Genomic DNA, 20402 nt, shown 5'->3' with positions numbered 1-20402 from the left:
TCCAAAAATTATGCCTCTTTCTGGGAAGAAAACTGCAATGGTTTATAACGACCACTAACGCTATTCCCACAAAAACTATCGGGTAATTTTTTGCGCCCAGAAAAGCCTAAAGCACACCTAACAAATGCACAAAATGTAGAGAATAGCCACCATGGTAAAGGTATTATGAAGCGAGATAGCAAACCTCTTTTCTTGAGTTCATAGAGATATTGCTTCTGGTTCGGCAGTTCATCATCCAAGACGTGCAAAGCTTCACACTGTGTCACTCTTGTGTTTTCTGCAGCAGCGATTGTTACGGAGGCTAACCTCTCAACATTTATCAGCGGAACCTGCCCTTTATGAGAAACGACTATTCCAAGTCTACCGGCTAACAGACCAGCATGAGCTGTGGATAAATTCTCTGCGTCATAAACCAACCCAGCCCGAAGTACCGTTACGCGTTTATCGCCACTCACCCACTTTTTTACAGTCAACTCTTCGTTACGCTTCATCAAAGCGTAATCTCCTAAATTCTCATCAGTTTCACATATGGGAATATTCTCATCGACCGTAAAAAGCACTGGCAACTTTTTGTAATCCAGGACAGAGAGGCTTCCCATTAGCACTAATTTTTTTAGGTCAGCCTTATCCATGGAAGCCAATATATTTTTAGTGATTGCAGAGTTTACAACATCACTCTGTTCCTGGTTGCTGGACAGGTCAGCAGCCAAGTGGATAACAACATCCAGGTTCTTGCCCGAAACATCCAACAACTCCGTTTTTAGATCAGCGTTTATCCACTGCAAATTTCCATGCTGGGGAAGTTGAGACACATCCCTTCGGCTCACACCAATAACACCATGGCCAGCATTCAATGCCTTTCTCACCACTCTCTGACCTATAAAGCCTGCTGCACCGGTTATAAGTATATTCACGAAGCAAATACTCGAAGCATTACTGCTTTTTCAGAAAACATATTGAGACAAGGAATACTTACGACCACTGTTTTTCACCGTATTGCTGAGACAAAGGCTCTTCAATTCCTTTACGAATCAGCTCTTCACGACGGCTTTCGGGCTGCCAATTCAAATCTTGGCGAGCATTGCTGGTATCAAAGTGAGCGTATTGGCCACGACATTGCCAATCATGTAGTGAAGGCGTTCGTTCACCATCCGGATGACCCACCAAACGCTTAACGGCCCATCTGATCATATCTTGGGTATACAACAACCAAGCCCGACTGGATTTAGCATCAATGCGGCTCTTCAGCATTACCTCTACTTGTTGAACATAATCACGCGCACTGAGGCTTGGCTCTGCAGACAAATTGTAGCTTTTCCCCACTACTCCTTCCGCATGGAGGGTTGCAGCGATGGCATTCGCCACATCATCAACCAAAACAAAGGGAAGAAGATTTTCGCCTTTACCCCAGTAACGACAAACGCCGAGGCCAAACCAATTCGCAACACCCAAGTGTGTTATCGCTCCACCTTCGCCAATAACTATTGCAGGCCGAACTACCACTGCGGGAAACCCTTCATCACGGTACTTCTTAGCTAGGTACTGCTCTATATCAGCTTTACTGCGCGCATAGTTGTTGCGGCGTTGAATTTGCTTATCAATACCGTCGTTCTCACTAATTAAACCGGCTGAAGGACCAAGGTGCAGAGAGTCAATCGTTCCTGAGTAGATAAATCGTTTTATCCCTAATTTTTGGCACAGATCAATCAATTTTTTAGTGGGGTCAACATTATTTGCAACATAACCTGGATAGCTATTTGCAGGGGTAACCGCAAGATGAATAACACTCTCAACTCCCTCGAGGGCTGTTCGTAAAATACTTTCATCCCTGTAATCCCCAACAACAACGTCAATACTTTCCTGAGGCACTACGCCAGTTAGAGCAGATGGATTTCTCACCAAGGTCCGTGCAGATATTTTCTGGCGAACAAAGCTTTTTAAAAGTGCCTTACCAATAAAACCTGTAGCACCAATAACCAAAACCGTCGGAGTAGTACCTGAAGCAGAGTTCTGATCTACCACACTCTGCGAAAGCGCTTCCAGAAAGATTTTTTCATCTGCTTGAATGGTCGGATTAGCGAACTTTCGAATTCGCTCGAGCATAGTAATAACTTGAAGAGCAAATAAACCTGTCGATCCTTGGTAATCATGCGTGTTAGATCGAATCGTTTCGTAGCAAGCTTTGATACCACTACTCATACATATCTCGTATGGCCCACCCCCAATAGACTTAATAACTCTCGAGACTGCATAACGAAAATAGGTTTGTGTCGATTGCGCTAAGCGGCTAAACGCCGAGCGCCAGTTAACGGCCAAACGCTCACCATCTATAGATTTACCTGAGTGTCGATCAAGGGTGCAAATATCTTTCTCTATATCAGCTCGAGCTACGCCGAATAAACCTTCCACTTCTACATAGTGCTCTTCATAACCCTGATCGACGGCAATATCTATTTTAATGGCCGTTTGCTTCTGTCTACCGGCAATACTCCAACGGCTATAGTACAAACCTCCCGTGGGGAATTTCTTGCGCCCAAACAGGTCAACAAACTCGATATCCATTGTTTCGCTGGAGTCGCCACCAAGAACCCCAAGCAACTCCGACACAGTATGCACTGCTGTTTCATACAACAAGTTATCTGGCTGCCTTAGCATCCATAAATTCCAAGGGCCAGTATCAATCGGTGGCAGATGTTTTTTCCATACCACGCGAATGGATTTTATTGGCCCAATATCTCCACTGCTTACAATTTTTTGCAGTTTTTTATAGGGCGTGGAATAAATAAAGTTGTGATTAACACTAATAGTGACGCTATTATTCTCTGCGACTTCAATTAGCTCACGAGCATCTTCACAATTGAGTGCGATAGGCTTTTCCACTACCGCATGACACCCCGCCTCAAGTACTTTCTTAGCCAAAAGATAATGGCTATCTGGCTGAGTAAGTACATGCACAACATCCAGGTTTGCTTCTGCCAGCATTTTATCGGCATCATCGAAAACCTGGACACTCTGGCAATCGGATATAAATTGGTTAGCAGCATGGTTATTGAAGTCACAGACCGCAACCAGATCAACATTCTCCAGCATCGTAACGGTTCGCTTGTGATGGCTAGATATATTACCTACGCCAATAAAGCCAACCCTTAACTTATTTTCTTTAGCATCCATTACTTGTACTCAATCAGCTCTTGCCGGCGGCGAGACAACTGCCCCACCATATAGTTGGCCATTCCGGCAAACTCACTGATTTTCGCAGTTAAAATTAAAAACCCATAAACAAAAGTCGTACGAAACCCCAATTTCTTTCTAAGATTCCCTAGCAGCATTTTGCCAATGGATATACCGTATAAGAACAATACACATAGGGTGAAAAATGGGGATAAAAACAAGGAGCTTAATAACAACAATGGTATTAATGCGCCCCAGAATAAAGCGCTTAACACTTCTCTGAAAAAATACTTCTCTGGCCCACGACCATGTAGATGCCAGATATTGGCAAAGCCGTAACCCCCGCGCACAGCGCGTTTATACCATTGGCGTATGCGAAGAATATTTGCATCGTGCCGACTCATCGGACAGTCCAGTCGGTACACTTTGTATCCCTGCGCACGTGTACGTATACAGAAGTCATCATCTTCAGCAGCAATAATTTCATCTGAAAACCCGCCCACTTCCCGAAAGATATCGACTTTAACCATCATATCTCCCAACACAGCCTTAGCTTCTCCTATAGCCGTATTCCACTCCACATCCATTAGCCGGTTGTAAACAGAAACATCTTGGTTTTTTTCAGAACGACGGCCGCTGGCAATGGCCATGTCTGTACTCCTGGAAAATTCAGCTAAAGCGTACTCGATCCAACCAGGCTCAAGCTCACAGTCACCATCCATAAACTGAACAAACTCCAGCTCTGGAAATGCAGACAGCAACTTTTCAAAGCCTGCATTTCTGGCTCGAGCTGCAGTAAATGGTATCGAGGTGTCTAGCTCTACCACTAAAACGCCCAGTGATAACGCGAAAGCTACACTGCCATCATCTGAGCCTGAGTCAACATACACAATCGGTGAGTTAACCGCATATTTACGCATTGCCAAGAGGCTGTTTTTTAAACGCTCGCCTTCATTGCGGCCGATAGCAACAAAGCCCAGGGCATTAGGTGTGTTCACAGAGCTACTCATTGATACGCTTGGCTCCGACATAAGCTAAACCTTAGTGTGAGCAATGAGATCGCGAACAAAGTGCGGCGGCACGTGATTTCGATCTTTGGAAATCAAGCGTTTACAAAACCAAATACCACATCCCAAAACACGGAATACAGTCGCTACGATTGTATATAGCTTGCCATGATTTTTTTTGAAGTAGTGTGTTCTTGATTCAAACCAATATGAAGGTAGCCGAACAGTATTGGCGCGCCCTTCCTGGGCATCATCTGATGACTCTTTAATTTTGGTGGATGCAGATCCTATATGTGCCACCTTACTCGCAGGCACGTAGTGAGTCTTCCAGCCTTTTAACGCCGCCTGCCGGCACAGATCGGTTTCTTCAAAATACAAGAAAAAAGTTTCATCAAACAAACCCACCTTTTCCAGCATTTCTCTGCGCATCATCAAGCTGGCCCCCGCAACCCAATCAACCTGGGCTGGTTGATCTGGAATTCCAATAGGCACTGTATAGTTTTTTAGCAGCTTGGTAATTATGCCAAGACAGGCTCCGCCTTCGAGCTCTCCCCAAATAGATGGAAACCGGAATGCGGTAATATGTGGTTTTCCATCAACACCGTAAATATAGCTACCTGCCATTCCAAGCTTATGGTTTTCATCCATATAGTCCAGCAATCTCTGGATAGCGTCGGAATCTGGGAAAGCATCAGAGTTCAGCAGATAAAAGTACTCAGGTGGATTTTTTGAGTCGAGGTATTTTTTTATCGCAAAATTATTTCCCGCACCAAAACCCCCGTTATTGCCGGATTGCAGAACAAAAACCGATTCCCAGCCAGCCAATCCATCAGAGCGTCTTTGATCGACAGCATTTTTCATTTTCTCGTAGCTGCCGTCGCCTGAGTCATTATCGACAATGGTTATCGACCACTCATCATCAATATGACCTAGCGCCCCAATTGCTGCACTTACGGCCTCAAGCGTCATATCGGCGGTCTTGTAGTTTACAGTGACAACCGCAACTTTCATTGCTCGTCCCTTTTTGAAGCAAAAGTTTTCATCATACTTTTAAGCGCCTAGACACTGTTGAAATTTCGCTGCAAGAACTCTAACACTTGGTTCCAAAACCATACCGTCGTGATCTCCAGGCACTTCGTGCACTTCTACGCTTTTTACGTAGTCATTCCAACCGTTATCATGAATTGCCAATCTCATGTCAGATTTCAATACACGGCCACCAGGCAGATCAAAAGCTTTTTCTGGTTTGGGCCTGAACAATACGATGTCAAGGTCCAAGGGTTTCAAATCGTAGCGATCCAGCGCTTCATAAAATGCGACAGCGATTCTTTCCGACTGGAAATCGCCTGTAGGGGTTTGCGTTTCTTGCGGAGAGTCGTAACGCTTCCGGAACTTATCCAATTCCCATTTGTAGCGGCTTACAGCCCACTCAGCAAAATAAGCAGGTCCTTTGGATTTAAGCTTCTGCCAATGAATAGCCACGCGATCCACGGAGCTCAATGCTGGCATCCAAGGCAGAGGAGTATCAAGGAGGATAAGCTTTTCCACCTCCTCCCCTTGATCCATCAATTGCCTGGCCATTTCGAATGCTGTTATGCCACCACCAGAGAATCCACCCAGCATATAGGGGCCGCGAGGTTGCACCGCTTTCATTTCGGCAATGTAATCTCTCGCCATTTCCTCAAAGGTTTCATGTGGCTCGTGGTCTCCATAGAGGCCACGCGCCTGCAAACCGTAAAAGGCTCGATCTTGACCAACTAGATGTGCTAGGTGACGAAGGTTAAGAACGTTGCCGAACATGCCTGCAACCAGGAAGAACGGCGTTTTTTCTCCGGCTTTACCAGAATGCATAGGCACCAAATGGGTATAACGGGTCTGGTGTTTGGGCTCTTTTGCCTCGGTGGAATCACTGCCAGGCACATCCCCAATTACCTGTCGTATCATCTCTGCACAACCGGCAATCGTTGGCGCTTCAAACAGCACCGAAATCGGATAATCCAAATCGAAGGTTTGCTGAATTTTTGAAAACAGTCGCACGGCTACCAACGAGTGGCCGCCAAGGTCAAAGAAATTGTCCTCTACGCCAACCTGATCAACACCCAGGAGCTCTTCCCAGAAGCCAACCAGGGTGCGCTCAATTTCGTCTCTCGCCTCCACGTAGTCGTTGTCGAGGTCCGGACGAGCGAATTTGGTCGCATCACCATCAGCCTGCAAAGACGCAGCAGCGGCTCCAGCTTCTTCCACCAAACCCTCGATATCCAAAGAACTGACAATAACCTGCGGAGCACTGTGCGACTGCAATATGTTCGACAGTGCCCGAGTGCCTTCCGCCGGCAAAATCCCCTGGGAAAGGTTGTGTTGAAAAGCCATCTCTGCGGGAGACAACTGGCGCACTTCACTGGCAGCACTTGCATCAGGCTCCAGCTCTAATTCTTCAGAAGACAGCGACTCTGTGGCAGAAAAATCCACCTTCCCTTCCAGCCTTTTAATGGTCAACTGTGATACTTCCGCCAGTACCTGACCCGCTGCGTCCAGCAAGGTGACGTCAAAACTGGCAAAATCGTCATCCACACTAACTGGGCGCGGGGTACGCACCCAGCTAAATAAACTGTCACCGAGAGGGCGGAAATACCGGAAGCTGCCATAGGAAACTGGCACCCACAAATTCTCTGCTTTGTCACCGCTGGCGTAGCCGGAAATCAATTCCATGGCATGGCCAGTAGCCAGATCCAGCAAGGCTGGATGCAATTTAAAATGCTCTAAGTCACTGCTGTATTCAGAGTCCAGACTCAACTGTGCTACAGCTTCGTTATCACCATAAGCCTGTTGGCGTATCACATGCCAACGAGGGCCAAAATCCAAATGATCTTGCTGTCGGCTGCGTATCGCAGGAGCATTGTTGTTACCAGGCTGTAAATTACAGCGTGCCAGAATATCTTCAAGCACAACTGATTGTGGCTGCATGACAGATTTAAAAACAATTGCGCCCTGGGCATGGCGTTGCCAACCTTTGGCCCCATCGTTTTGAGTCTGCTCACTCTGTACTTCAAACTGGTAACCGCGCTCAGTTTTTTGCAACTTCACACGCACTTGACGAGACTCTTCATCGGCAATGTAAAGAGCCCGAAAGAACATTAGCTCACGAATTTCAAAAGGCGCTTGCTCGCCACACTCTGCCAACGCCGCCCTTGCCAGCTCGATATAGGCCGTACCGGGAAGAATAGCCTGCCCATCAGCCGTTCGATGTTCATCCAGAAACCAGTCTGTTTTGGGTGAAAAGTGGCCGAGAAGAATTTGCGTTTCTTGACCACCATCAATAACAGCAACACGCTGTTCAAATAATGGGTGGCTCGCCGACTCACTGTGCGACTCCGCCTTTTGTGGGGCAAAGCCCATATCCCGAGCGGTTGCTGCCGCCATGCCAACTTCATTCCAGATTCCCCAATTAATGGCAACCGTATATTGGCTACCACTATTGCGGCTTTGTGCGTAGGCATTGAGGAAAGCATTTGCAGCCACATAATCTGTTTGTCCAACTGGCGCAATGGCGGTACTTGTGGAAGAAAACAGCACCATAAATTCCAATGGTTCATCACGGAATAATTCATCCAATATCAAGGTGCCATAAACCTTGGGCGCAAAGACGTCTTCAATTTCAGTTTGAGTCTTAACAGGAATCAGGTTGTCTTTCACCACACCGGCAGCGTGAATCACGCCATTAATAGAACCAAAATGCTCTTTGGCTTCTGTTAACACTCGCCTCATGCCGTCTACATCAGTTACATCCGCACTCAACGCAAGTACTTCTGCACCACTGCCTTGCAACTCTTTTACTCGGCGAATACCGACACTGATTGCATCGTCATGTGGGTGTGTTGTCAGCCATTGCGCCCACTCTTCCTGCGCAGGCAGGGGCTTGCGGTTAACCAAAACCAAGCGTGCATTGGCATTTACCGCCAGGTACTTGGCCATTTCAAAGCCAATACCACCCAAACCACCGGTAATCAGGTAGACACCTTCCTGTTTAACCCGGGATGCCGGAGCTTCTGCCCCCTTCGCTGGCAAGTGATCGTAGTGTTGTTGCCAACGGCTATCATTCCGATAGGCAAACACTCCATTAGTGGCCGGAGCCTGCGCCTCGGCAAATAGCCGCTCTGCCAGATTTTCGATTTCTCCATCGCGGCCCTGCTCACCATTGCCCAGCAAAGTAAAACGCTGCGACTTAGCTTGGGGCAGCAAAACATCGACACTACTGCAAGTGACGCCGGGAAACTCACGAGGGATTACTTTACAGGGGCCAAGCACTGTGGATTTTTCAGGGTAAGGCAGCTCCTCGCCCTGTACTTGCTGCATCCCACTAGACGCAACAATCATATGTATCTCACGATCAGCCACGCCCTGCTCGCTCAGCGCCCTGGCTAGGAAAAACAGGCTATAAAAACCATATTCCTGGTTGCGGTGGAAGAAGCTGGAGCCGGGCCGAAATACTTCGTCCTGAGTTACCAGCCACAGGTGAACAATGCGGTTAGGCACCTTCCCACTGGCCACCAAATCATTGACCAGCGCTTTATAACCTTCACCACCCGCTTCTGGTGAAAGGCGATACTCCGTAGGGCTTATTTGGTAGTAAGCATCACCTTCGCGTACAGTCACGACTTCGTGGCCAGCGTTTTGCAGCCGAGCAATCAATGGCTGGCACACTGGCCCGTCATCAGCAAATACTAAATAGGTGCTGGGCTCAATTTGAGAGGAAGGCATCAACCCCTGCTGAACCCAAACCGGTTGGCTGAACCACTGCTCAAAATTATCGATTTTTTCCAGCTGAGCAAACGCGCGCTGGGAGGTATCAGCCAGCTTGCCTGGCTCAATCCAGTAATCTTTATGCTGGAAAGCGTAAGTCGGTAAAGGCACCCTGTGGCGATGCTCATCAGGCCACAGACTACTTTTATCCACATCAACACCAACCGCCCACAGGCGGCCAAGCACGGTTAAGAAGTAGGCATCGTCACTCACTTCTTCGTCTGGGTGCCTGAGCGATGAAAACACTCGCTGTGCCGGGGCGTTGCTGTTTTGCCGAGTCAGGGAGCCAAGGATATTACCCGGCCCTACTTCCAAAAATACTCGGCCGGGCTGTTCCAGTAAAGTATCGATGCCCGCAGCAAACAACACGGTATTACGCAGGTGTTCTACCCAGTATTGTGGGCTTGTGGCCTGCTCATCCGTAATCCAGGTGCCCGTTCTATTGGACACAAAAGGCAGTTGTGGCTTGCTCAGGCCAATACCCTTCAGGTAATCGCCAAACACATCAAGAATCCCATCCAGCATCGATGAATGAGCGGCAATATTGATGGGCACACGCTTGGCTTCTACATCATCAGCCGCCAAAATTTGTGATAGCTGCTCCAACCAATGAACCGGGCCAGATACAATGGACAGCATAGGGCTGTTGATACAAGCCAGCTCTAGTTTATTCTCCAACCGCTCATCAGACAGGTAAGGTCGCAGCTCATCCGCAGACAGAGGTACACTCAGCATCCCCCCTTCTGGCACGCCATCCATCAGTTTGCCACGAAGTGCCACCAAGCCCAGCGCATCTTCAAAAGAAAGCACACCTGCCACACAAGCGGCAGTATTTTCGCCCATGCTGTGACCAATTAACGCTTTGGGCTCGATCCCCAAGCTTATCCACAACTGGGCCAGTGCATATTCCACCATAAAGATGGCCGGCAGCTGAATGGACGGTTTTTGCAACTCTATCGCCGCTTGCTGCTGGTCTGCCTCATCAACAAATAACAATGGTTTTAAATCGATACCATTGCGTTGTTTCAGCAACTCAAAGCCTTTATCCAAATGCTCTCGGAATACGGCTTCGGTGTCATACAGGTCTCGCCCCATATTGAGGTACTGAGCACCGCCACCTGGGAACATAAAGACAACCGATTTATCGTCTTCATCGGCGATATGGGTAAATACGCGGCGGGGGTCATTATCCTGCAACAAACGGGATGCTTCAGCCAAACTACCACTCGCAAGCACTCGGCGATGTTCAAAAGGCTTTCTGCCAACGAACAACGTATGGGCTATATCTGCCAAAGAGTCGTTAGCGCCAGTTTGAAAACAGTTAGCCAGTTTTTCGCTGGCCCCATCCAGGGCCTTACGGTTGCGAGCAGACATAACCAGCAGTTGGCAATCACGGGCCGGCTCGCTGGCGGGGTCGGGCTCCGGGGCTTGCTCCAGCAACACAAAAGCGTTCGTACCTCCCACCCCCAACGAATTGACTGCCGCCCGACGCAAACCGTCTTTCTTTGGCCAGGGGCGCAGCTTGTCGTTGACATAAAATGGGCTGCTGTCGAAGTCGATGGTGGGGTTCGGCGCCTCGTAGTTCAGGCTGGGCGGTATTTCGCCGTGTTCAATGGCCAACGCCGCTTTAATAATACCGGCAACACCGGCAGCGGTATCCAAGTGGCCGATATTGGTTTTTACCGAGCCAATACCACAATAGCCATTGCGCTCAGATGATTCACGAAATGCTTGCGTCAAGGCAGATACTTCAATGGGGTCACCTACTGGCGTGCCCGTGCCGTGACACTCCACGTAGTCGATATCGTCCGCCGACAGATCCGCCATCGCCAGTGCTTCGTTAATCGCTTCGGCCTGGCCTTCGACGCTGGGAGCCAAATAGCCCACCTTGCCAGAGCCATCGTTGTTCACCGCAGAAGCAGAAATGACTGCGTGGATGTGATCGCCGTCATCAAGGGCATCTTCCAAGCGGCGCAACACAATGACGCCTGTGCCACTACCAAATATCGTACCTTTGGAGCGGTGATCAAAAGCACGGCAGTGCCCGTCTGGAGAGAGGATTTCCCCTTCTTTGTAGAGGTAGCCCACTCTATGAGGCAGCTCAATGGTCACGCCACCAGCCAATGCCATATCGCACTCGCCACTAATCAAGCTCTGGCAGGCCATATGAGTGGCTACTGATGACGTGGAACAAGCGGTTTGTACGTTGACGCTGGGGCCTTTCAGGTCAAAACTGTAGGAGACTCGGGTAGAAAGAAAGTCTTTGTCATTGCCTGTATGGCGCAACAAGAATAGGCCCACAGAATCCAACAAGTCCTGATTGGTCAGAATATTCTGGGCAAAATAGGCCCCCATGCCACAACCCGCAAAAACCCCTATGGCGCCATCGAAAGCGTTTTGATCACTGCCTGGCATATGCCCAGAGCGCTCCAATGCTTCCCAGGCGCACTCGTAAAACTGACGATGCTGAGGGTCCAAAATACCGGCTTCTTTGGGGCTAAAACCAAAGAATTCCGGATCAAATCCTTTCATGTTGTCTAACGGCGCCCCGGCACGAATGTAATGGGGGTTTTTCAGCTGCGCCGGATTAACGCCGCGCTCCGCCAACTCAGCTTCGTCATAAAACTCCACTGACTCCACGCCATTGCGTAGGTTGTTCCAAAACGCTTCCGGGGTGTTTGCTCCAGGTACACGCAATGCCATCCCCACGATGGCGATATCGTAGCCCGTTGTTTCTTCTGTATTAGCCATTTGTATCAATCACTTACTGAGTTACCGCGGAAGCAAGCCGCTGTTGAATCCCTATTTTATTATTATTGTCCTGTTACGTTACCTTTTAGGACTACCTGGCACGACGCCGCCTACCACCCATCATGGCACGTCGACGCTGGGCACGATCGGAGCTTTTCTTCATCGACTCCCCTGCCCCATCTGTATTGAGGAAGGCGGTCAACGACTTGATGGTCGGGCAACGGTACAGATCCGTCAGCGATACAGGCTGATCCAGCTCTGCTTTCAGCTGCGAGTGCACTTTCACAATCAACAGCGAATGGCCACCGAGGTCAAAGAAGTTGTCGTTAATACCCACCTTGTCCAGCTGTAGCGTCTCCTGCCAGACTTTGGCGATGGTTTTTTCAATGCCATCTTCCGGTGCCACATACTCTGCAACCTGAGCCTTCTGCAAAGATTGCGGTGATGGCAGTGCCTTGCGGTCGATCTTGCCATTGGGGGTTTGCGGAAAGGCGTCCAGAATCACCACATCATTGGGCACCATATATTCCGGCAGTTTTTCCCGCAAATGGGATTTCAGCGCTGCTATGTCAAAAGCAGGATCCCCCACCATCAAGTAGGCCACCAAGCGTTGGTCTCCGGGACTATCTTCCCGCAGTAGCATTACATTTTCGCGAACGCCAGCGTACTGGCCTATGCGCGTCTCGATTTCGCCCAACTCAATGCGATAGCCACGAATTTTCACCTGGTGGTCAACACGGCCAAGGAAATCGATAACACCATCTTCCTGGTAGCGAGCCATATCGCCCGTCCAGTAAATAGTGCCCTGTTCCATAAAGGGGTTGGTGATAAAACGTTCCGAGGTCAAATCCGGCCGATTCAAGTAGCCGCGCACCACACCATCGCCACCAATAAACAGATCCCCTGGCACCCCTGGAGGCACCGGGCGGCGATGTTCATCCAGAATATAGATCTGGGTATTGGCAATAGGCCGCCCAATAGCGACAGACTCTGTGTCACCAATAACCTGAGTGGTCGACCAAATCGTGGTTTCCGTCGGGCCATACATATTGGTCACGCGGCGTTTAACAATGCCGTTCAACTCTTGGGCAAGGCTGGTAGGTAGTGCTTCGCCACCCACCATCATGTAATCGATCTCTCCCAACGCCTGTTTGGCATCGTCATCGAAGGTCAGCATACGTGCCATTGAGGGCGTGCACTGGAAGTGCGTCACTCCGTGCCTGCGAATCTGTGCTGCCAGAGACTGATCGGCAGTGGCGTTTTTCGTATCGACAGATGGGTTGGTTAAGTCCCTGACCTGCTTCAATAATGGCAGGCTGTCCATCACCACATTGGTATCCACACCAAAGTCCATCAAGCAGGCAATTTCGTCGATATCCGCTGCCTTACAACGATTAATCATCGCTTCACAAGTGGCCACGTCGCCAAACAGTCCGCTGGTTTCAAAATAGCGTTCAAAGGCGAATTCCAAAATAGCGTCGGTATCCTCAGCACTGAGGTTCTTGATGTCGATATCTTCCGGGTTGCTGTCTGCACCGCCAGGGCGCTTGAAGGCCGGAAACGCCCAGGCAAAATCCAGCACCAGTTTCATGGCCGAGCTCAGGTAGTCCTTCATGGGTTGACGGACTAACTCGCGAACCTCATCGGTGTTATCACCCACCAGCGTATGCAGCATCAGGGAGACCTTGCCCGCAGCCGGATCGTGGCCTGCTTTGGCTCTGGCCTCGCGATAAATTTTGACCTTTTCTGCCAACTCTTCTACTGACTGCCCCAGCAGGTGGGTGAGCACATTAACGCCCAGCTCGCCAGCCTGGCGGTAGGACTCCGGATTACCCGCTGTGGTAAACCAAACCGGCAACTCTTTTTGCACCGGGCGTGGCAGAGTCTCGATATCTACCATTTGTCCCATGGGGTTCTCGAAAGCCACCTTTTCACCGCGCCAGAGCTTCTTCACGGTTTCGATCTGCTCCATCATCACCTGTTTATTGTTTTTGTGGTTTTCAGGTTTGATCACAAAATCGTTCGGCTGCCAGCCAGCAGCAAAAGACAGCGCCACTCGCCCGTTGGAGAGGTTATCGACAACCGCCCAGTCTTCAGCAATACGAATAGGGTGGTGCAACGGAGAGACACAACTGCCAGAGCGAATAGAGATATTCTTGGTGACAGCGGCAATGGCCGCACTGGTTACCGCCGGGTTGGGGTAAGGCCCACCAAAGGCGCCAAAGTGGCGCTCTGGCGTCCAAACCGCATTAAAGCCGTTCTCGTCAAAGTACTTGGAGCCCTCCATCATCAGGCGGTATTTGGCTTCACCGGGGCCATCATCATTGCCCCACATAAATAGGCCAAAGGACATTGGGCGCCCACTCACCGATATAGGTACTGAAGACGCATCTGGCATCGATAGCTTCTTATCACGATCCAGGTAGATGACTACTTTCAGGCCACGGGTGAGCGTCCAAAACAGCTCCAACACGGATATATCGAAAGAGAGGCTGGTGACAGCCAACCAGGTACTGTTGTCATCGTGAGGGATGACTCGATCCATCCCAACAAAGAAATTCACCGCATTGCGGTGTTCCACCATGACGCCTTTGGGCTTGCCGGTGGATCCGGAGGTATAAATCACATACGCCAGATTTGATGACGTGATATCAACAGCCGGCGCAGTAGCGGGACACCCCGCTATTTGCGGCCAGTCGGAGTCGATAGATATGGTTTTCGCTTGATGTGCGGGCAACTGAGACTCAATGGCCGACTGGGTGAGGATCACCGGCATAGCGGAATCCTCGATCATAAAGCGAATACGATCTGCCGGGAACGCCGGGTCCAGCGGCACATAGGCACCACCGGCCTTCATCACCCCCAGGGTCGCTACCATCAAATCCAAAGAGCGCTCTATATGCACTCCCACCATGGTGTCTGGCCCAACACCCAATGCCATCAAGTGATGAGCAAGCTGATTGGCGCGTTGGTTGAGTTCACTGTAGCTGAGCTCTTTATCTTCAAACACCAACGCAGCGGCCTCTGGCTTGCGCTGCACCTGCTGTTCAAACAATTGGTGGACACAGGCGGTCTTATCATAAGACGCCTCGGTATCATTCCACTCCACCAATACTCGATTTTTCTCTTCCTGTGACAGCAGTTCCAAACTGGCGACAAGCTGTTCAGGGTTGGCAGCCATACTGTTAATCAATGCTGCCAACTGCCCCGCCAGCTTGCTGGCCATATCACTGGCAAGTCGGTTTTCGTCATAAGCCAGATGCACCCGCCCAGATGACGTGCAAAGCAACGTCAGCACCCTGCCCTGCTCCAGCACCACATCGGCACCGTCATTACCAACTGAAACACCCACTGGCAACAAACCTGGCAATTTCAATTCAGCAGCGGTGCGCAATTCCGGATAACGTACTGCCACCTCATGTAACCAACTTCCCTGAGAGGCAGTTTCAGACATTTCCCGCCCAACGCGCTCAATCAGCTGATGGCAGCTGCCATTACTTTCAGCAGTAGCCCGAAGTATTGAATTGGCACTCATCAAACCAGGGGCAATCAGTGCATCAGCCCGCAGTTGCTCATTGGAAAAGGCAATATCGACCTGCTCTCGGCCAGCAAGACGACCCAGCAACAACACAAAAGCGGCGATAGCGTAATCACGGGCATCACCTGCCACCAATCCAGCAGGCACATCAATGGCCAGGGATTGACTGTTTGCTGCTTGATGGCTAGAAACCTCAGAGGCATAAGGCGCTGGAGTCGACTCCAGGGATACTAAACGGTTAAGCCAAAAGGCTTCTGCTCGACTACACTTGGCATTCACACTATCCAAGGCGTCCATGTTTGGTACAGCCAGAACACAGCCCGGCTCAAGCCGGCACTGTTCTGCCACTTGCGCAGGAGACAGCTCTTCTCCACCCACACTACTGAAGCCCGTCAGGCTCAACGCGCCCTGACTACAAGCAACCTGGATAGACTCATCACTAATAGCCAATACAGTGCCAACCGCCGAAGTGGCTTCAACGTCTACAGCCGTGGCGGAAGCCACCACAAATATCTGACTACCAATGACTGCTTTAGCACAGTTCAACGAATTGAGATAACTGCCAAAATCCAAGGCACGAATTTGCGCCTCCAACACCTGTGCCGAGCGCTGCCAATCCAATACGCCGGCCCCAGCGGGGCGCTGGTATTTTCCAAAATAGCTTCTTTTTGAAAGGTCTTGCGCTGTGCACTGAACCGTGCCGGATACCAGTTCGTTCACCAATTTTGGGAAACTCTCCAAGGCAGCCGCAAAGCACTTGGTATTGATAGACAGCGATGTCTCATTGGCAGAGACGCCAAACATTTGTTGCTTGAGCAAATCCCCCTGATCCACCCCAGGAGCCATTACATGCCAACTGATTCCGTATTCAGATTCACCATTCATCAACGCCCAAGCTGGGGTATTCAGGCCCGCATATCGAGGCAATGGGCCATCGTGGAAGTTGATGGCCAGCTGCTTGGGCAACGCAAGCACACTCTCAGAGATCATTTCTAGGTGGGTAATGCTAAACAGGTAATCGAACGGCTGCTTCGACAACTCGACTTCATAGTCCGAGTCCAGAGGGATAACAGGGATAGATCGGTCATTAGCCCAATCTGCAATGCGCGGAGCCCTTGTGATAATACCCAAAACAGAGTGACCTGATTCAATGAGTAGATCACCGCACTCCAGCAGCAGCGTATCGCCCCCGATAAGGAAGCAACTGAATGTACCTTCAGCATTCATTTTATTGAGAACCATTAGTTTTAATAAGCAAATTGAAGTCAATCACAAAGGAAGGGGGGATGACATGCAATAACAACGCGACACAGGCCGCTAATCGATCGATAAGAGGCATACAATCGCAAAACGAAGCGCCAATTAACTCGTTGTTATTGCTCAGAATTTCTAGAGGTACGCTTCCAGGCACGCTGGCGACTACCCAACAACCGCAAGGACAACGGCACCTTCCATAGCAAAAATAGGGGTGCAGCCAACAAATTTCGCCACACTTTCAGCGAAGCTCCCGTCTGCAGGAGGGCGCTACAGGAATAGGCCATTACGCACAAAATACCTACAACACCTACGTACACCAATACCCCATGAGCAGCCCATAAACCAACCAATAGTACACAACAAGCCAACAACAGCATTAAGGTAAAGGGGGGCACCATGAGATCAAGTACCGCATCAAAATATCGCCATTGACCGGTTGTAAAAAAGCGCTTCAGCAATTGTGGTAAGTACTGCTTAGCCACTTGATGGCGCCCCCCTTCCCAACGCTCCCGCTGGGAATATGCCTGACCTGCTGTCAAGGGCATTTCTGAACGAACAACAGCATCGCCCACATAAGCTACTCGATGACCTGACAGCAATAATCTCAAAGTCATCTCTAAATCTTCCACTATCGAATGAGCTGGCCACCCAAATTGCTGCAACAACTCTCGTCGAAAAGCCATGCCATTACCTTTAATGCCTGCACTCCCCCCTAAAGCGTACTGGCCACAGGGGCGCACGTGATTTACCCCAGCAAACCCCAGATAAGTGAATGAGGCACGCCAATTATCTTCACCATTGAGCACACCGTGAAACCCCTGAATCACATCAACCCCCTGAATACTGAGTGCAGAATTCACTTTGGACAAAAATTGCTGATCCACCTGCGTATCCGCATCCACAAAAGCCACGTAGTCAAAACCGTCCAAAACCTCCTGATGATTTGAAACCGCCCACTGAATAGCCTGCCCCTTACCAGGATTTAATGTATCGAACCGCTTCCAAACATGCGCACCTCGACTCAACGCCAGACTGGCAGTGGCATCTGTACAGTTGTCAGCAATAACGAAAACCTCAAAGCACCCACTGTAATCAGCCTGCTGAATGGAGTTGATAGTGGCAACTATGGAAGCCTCTTCGTTATGGGCAGGAATCAAAATGGCAATCGCGGCAGCAGCATCGTCCATGACTGGCATTATGGGCCTATACCGGCGCCACCAAGACGCCGCCACCAACAGCAATACGTGCAAAAAGAGCACCGCCAAGCATGCCCCTACAAGACACAAAAACCACCATACTATTCCGTCCAATGTCACCACCTAATACCAATCACCCGTCATATTTCCCTATAGACTTCACCAGAGCCCACACCAAGCATCACCAAAAGCAGCCGTCTATCCTACACATAATGTTTGCAGGCGAACTACTTCAACGACCACTACTACAGAAAGCAGCCCACTTACGACGAAAAAAAACCAATAACTCCATTAAAATCAAAACCTTATAAAAAATCCAAGCATCCAGACATTAGGTTCTAACAGTTCGCGTCACCCAAAAACAGGATACGTCAGGATCAATCCAGCCTATATACACCCTCTGTAGTGGGCTAAAATTGTCTACTGGGTCACACTAACTTTACCAATCAAGAGACCAAAAAACTGGCAAACCCCGCCAAGTGTATAGAAAAAGGTTATAAACCATGCGGCAGCTACTCCCTAATTCATCATTGTTGCACCTCATTAGCAGGCTAGCATTTGTACCTTTATGTCTAATTCTGGCGTCTTGTTCAACATCGACTCCAGTACAAAAACAAATTCGCAAAGCACCTACCATTACAGAAGTGTACAAGATTGGCGTAGGGGATCAGTTAGAGATTAATGTGTGGCGCAATGAAGAGCTGTCTGGAACGGTACCTGTTAGGCCCGACGGCATGATATCTACACCATTGGCTGGAGATGTTATTGCCGCCGGCTTAACGGCCGAACAACTTGCCAGCAACATCACTGAAATATTGGCTACATACCTTAAAACACCCAAGGTAACGGTTATTGTCAGTAACCCTGGCAGCACTGATTTTCAACGGCGTGTTCGTATTACAGGTGCAGTCAACTCACCGCAATCTATCGCCTTTAGAGACGGCATGACTGTACTCGATCTGGTATTACTGGCCGAAGGCCCTAACGACTATGCGGCACTCAGCAGAGCAAAACTTTATCGCCGCACTGGAAGCGGGGTCGAGGTTTACGACATAAACCTTGACGACTTGCTAAACAGAGGCAAGCTTGAAGCGAACTACCCTCTACAACCCTCAGACCAAATAACAGTACCAGAGCGACGCTTTTAAAGTAGGCACAGCACCATGAACTTAGACTTTATTCGGCAAATCGTACTCTCTACTTTGGAGGAGCTAAAAGCTAACATTAAGCTGTGCTTGGCACTGTCTGTTGTCGTTATGAGTGTGTGCCTACTGCTAGCCGCTAAATGGCCCAATACCTATAAAACTACTGCGTTAATCCAAGCTGACCGGAAAAGCGTAACAACCGACTTGTTGCGCGGCCGGGCAGCAATACAAGAAATCGCTCCTGTAAATATTGCAGAAGACATTATACGTTCTCGCCTTATATTGACTGGAGCAGCCAAGGAGCTCGGCATTATCGATGAAAAAAGTTCTCAGTACGACATTGACGAAGCTATCAATGGGCTGTCTGCCTCCTTTGAAACTGAGCCACTTAACAATAACCTCTTAAGAATTAGCTTAAAGAGCCAAGACCCCCAACGGTCTTATTCTTCACTGAATACATTGATTGACTCCTTCATTAACAGTGCTTCTCAACAAAAGCAAAACGAAAGTCTTGATGCCTATAATTTCATTAATAGCGAAGCCCAAAAGTATAAAGCAGAGCTAGAAGCGGCAGAAAAAAAGCTATCCAATTTTAAAAAACAAAACATGGATGGCACAGAATCTGGCGTCAGCGACAGCATCAATGAATTGCGTGCTGACCTGGATACACTTGTTATTGATATTGATGAGACCAAAACTAAAGTTCGCACTATTAAGGGAAAGCTGAACAAAGAAAGAGAATATCAAAAAGCAAAAGTAAAGCTTGCTGCTCTGGCTGAGCAACGAACTGAAATGCAGCGAGACCTGGACGAGCTCTTGCTGATTGGTACCGAAAAACATCCAGACATCATCTTGCTCCGCAGCCAACTGGCCACACTAGATGAACAAATCACTCAACTGCAAAAAACAGTTCCAGGCAGCTTTAATAGTGGTAATGCCAGCGAAGAAGTGGCCTTATTTGAAGTTCTCAGACGGCAACAGGCCGAAGCCGAAGTGAATCTCCAGGGCATGCAGCAGCGACAGCGATCGCTGAAAACCCTATTGACTAACGAGCAACGGCGGGCAGAAAGAATCGCCTCCAACCAAGCTGAACTCGCTGAACTGACGCGTGATTATGACACTACCAAGCAAATTTATGAGGAAATGCTCGAAAGACGGCAAAACGCCGATTTATCTGCTTCAATAAGTCGCGAAGGCAAAGGGATGACTTACCGGCTGCGCGAGAGTCCTGTACTACCTCTGCGACCATCCGGGCTACAAGCTCGTCATTTTATTTTTATTGGCCCTCTACTGGCAATATTCGCTCCAATAGGGCTAATGCTTGTTTATGTTTACCTGGATCCAAGAATCAGAAATGGCGAGACACTTAGCACTCAACTGCCAGAAGGTATTGAGCTGCTTGGCAGTATCCCTGCTTATCAAGCACAGGGAACCGAAACGAGCTGGTTTCAGGCCAATACACCTGTCATCATCATTGCGGCCGTTGCGATACTAGCTTACGGTTATAGTTCATTTCTTCTTATCATGGATTGAATCT

Annotated in this window: 9 protein-coding genes; 2 read left to right on the top strand and 7 right to left on the bottom strand. The window is 49.2% G+C overall.

Features of this window, described 5'->3' with window-relative positions; translation table 11 throughout:
- Nucleotides 1–8 precede the first annotated feature (8 nt).
- From QSV34_RS04520 to QSV34_RS04490, 7 genes are all read right to left on the bottom strand, one after another.
- The gene (locus QSV34_RS04520) at nucleotides 9–914 is read right to left on the bottom strand and encodes an NAD-dependent epimerase/dehydratase family protein (RefSeq protein ID WP_289152366.1); all 906 of its coding nucleotides are present in this window, start codon (nucleotides 912–914) and stop codon (nucleotides 9–11) included.
- Between the two features lie 58 nt (nucleotides 915–972).
- On the bottom strand, nucleotides 973–3171 hold the full coding sequence (locus QSV34_RS04515; protein ID WP_289152364.1) for an NAD-dependent epimerase/dehydratase family protein: 2199 nt from the start codon (nucleotides 3169–3171) through the stop codon (nucleotides 973–975).
- The gene (locus QSV34_RS04510) at nucleotides 3171–4169 is read right to left on the bottom strand and encodes a glycosyltransferase family 2 protein (protein ID WP_289152362.1); all 999 of its coding nucleotides are present in this window, start codon (nucleotides 4167–4169) and stop codon (nucleotides 3171–3173) included. Before QSV34_RS04510 ends, QSV34_RS04515 begins: the two co-directional genes overlap by 1 nt.
- 36 nt (nucleotides 4170–4205) lie before the next feature.
- Nucleotides 4206–5189, bottom strand: a complete 984-nt coding sequence (locus QSV34_RS04505; RefSeq protein ID WP_289152360.1) for a glycosyltransferase — start codon at nucleotides 5187–5189, stop codon at nucleotides 4206–4208.
- Nucleotides 5190–5228: 39 nt separating this feature from the next.
- Nucleotides 5229–11729 carry a type I polyketide synthase gene (locus tag QSV34_RS04500; RefSeq protein ID WP_289152358.1) on the bottom strand — a complete coding sequence of 2167 codons (6501 nt, stop codon included), beginning with the start codon at nucleotides 11727–11729 and terminating at the stop codon, nucleotides 5229–5231.
- A 91-nt stretch (nucleotides 11730–11820) separates the two neighbouring features.
- Nucleotides 11821–16305, bottom strand: coding sequence for a MupA/Atu3671 family FMN-dependent luciferase-like monooxygenase (locus tag QSV34_RS04495; protein WP_289152356.1), 4485 nt, complete (start codon nucleotides 16303–16305; stop codon nucleotides 11821–11823).
- Nucleotides 16306–16640: 335 nt separating this feature from the next.
- A complete protein-coding gene (locus tag QSV34_RS04490) occupies nucleotides 16641–17840 on the bottom strand; it encodes a glycosyltransferase family 2 protein (RefSeq protein WP_502928986.1) in 1200 nt (399 codons plus the stop codon).
- Nucleotides 17841–18223: 383 nt separating this feature from the next.
- On the opposite strand from QSV34_RS04490, the gene QSV34_RS04485 reads away from it, so the two are divergent.
- Together QSV34_RS04485 and QSV34_RS04480 are read left to right on the top strand one after the other, a co-directional pair.
- Complete coding sequence (locus tag QSV34_RS04485) at nucleotides 18224–18868, top strand: XrtA/PEP-CTERM system exopolysaccharide export protein (RefSeq protein ID WP_289152354.1); 645 nt, start codon at nucleotides 18224–18226, stop codon at nucleotides 18866–18868.
- A gap of 15 nt (nucleotides 18869–18883) precedes the next feature.
- Complete coding sequence (locus QSV34_RS04480) at nucleotides 18884–20398, top strand: hypothetical protein (protein WP_289152352.1); 1515 nt, start codon at nucleotides 18884–18886, stop codon at nucleotides 20396–20398.
- Nucleotides 20399–20402 lie beyond the last annotated feature (4 nt).

Source organism: Porticoccus sp. W117 (assembly GCF_030341905.1).
Lineage (GTDB): Bacteria > Pseudomonadota > Gammaproteobacteria > Pseudomonadales > Porticoccaceae > SCSIO-12696.
This window is presented reverse-complemented; position numbering and strand designations above follow the sequence as displayed.

Excerpts from the sequence above, each read along its gene's own strand:
- QSV34_RS04515 (WP_289152364.1), bottom strand. The coding sequence starts at position 3,171 with ATGGATGCTAAAGAAAATAAGTTAAGGGTTGGCTTTATTGGCGTAGGT.
- QSV34_RS04505 (WP_289152360.1), bottom strand. The coding sequence starts at position 5,189 with ATGAAAGTTGCGGTTGTCACTGTAAACTACAAGACCGCCGATATGACG.
- QSV34_RS04500 (WP_289152358.1), bottom strand. The coding sequence starts at position 11,729 with ATGGCTAATACAGAAGAAACAACGGGCTACGATATCGCCATCGTGGGG.
- QSV34_RS04485 (WP_289152354.1), top strand. The coding sequence starts at position 18,224 with ATGCGGCAGCTACTCCCTAATTCATCATTGTTGCACCTCATTAGCAGG.
- QSV34_RS04480 (WP_289152352.1), top strand. The coding sequence starts at position 18,884 with ATGAACTTAGACTTTATTCGGCAAATCGTACTCTCTACTTTGGAGGAG.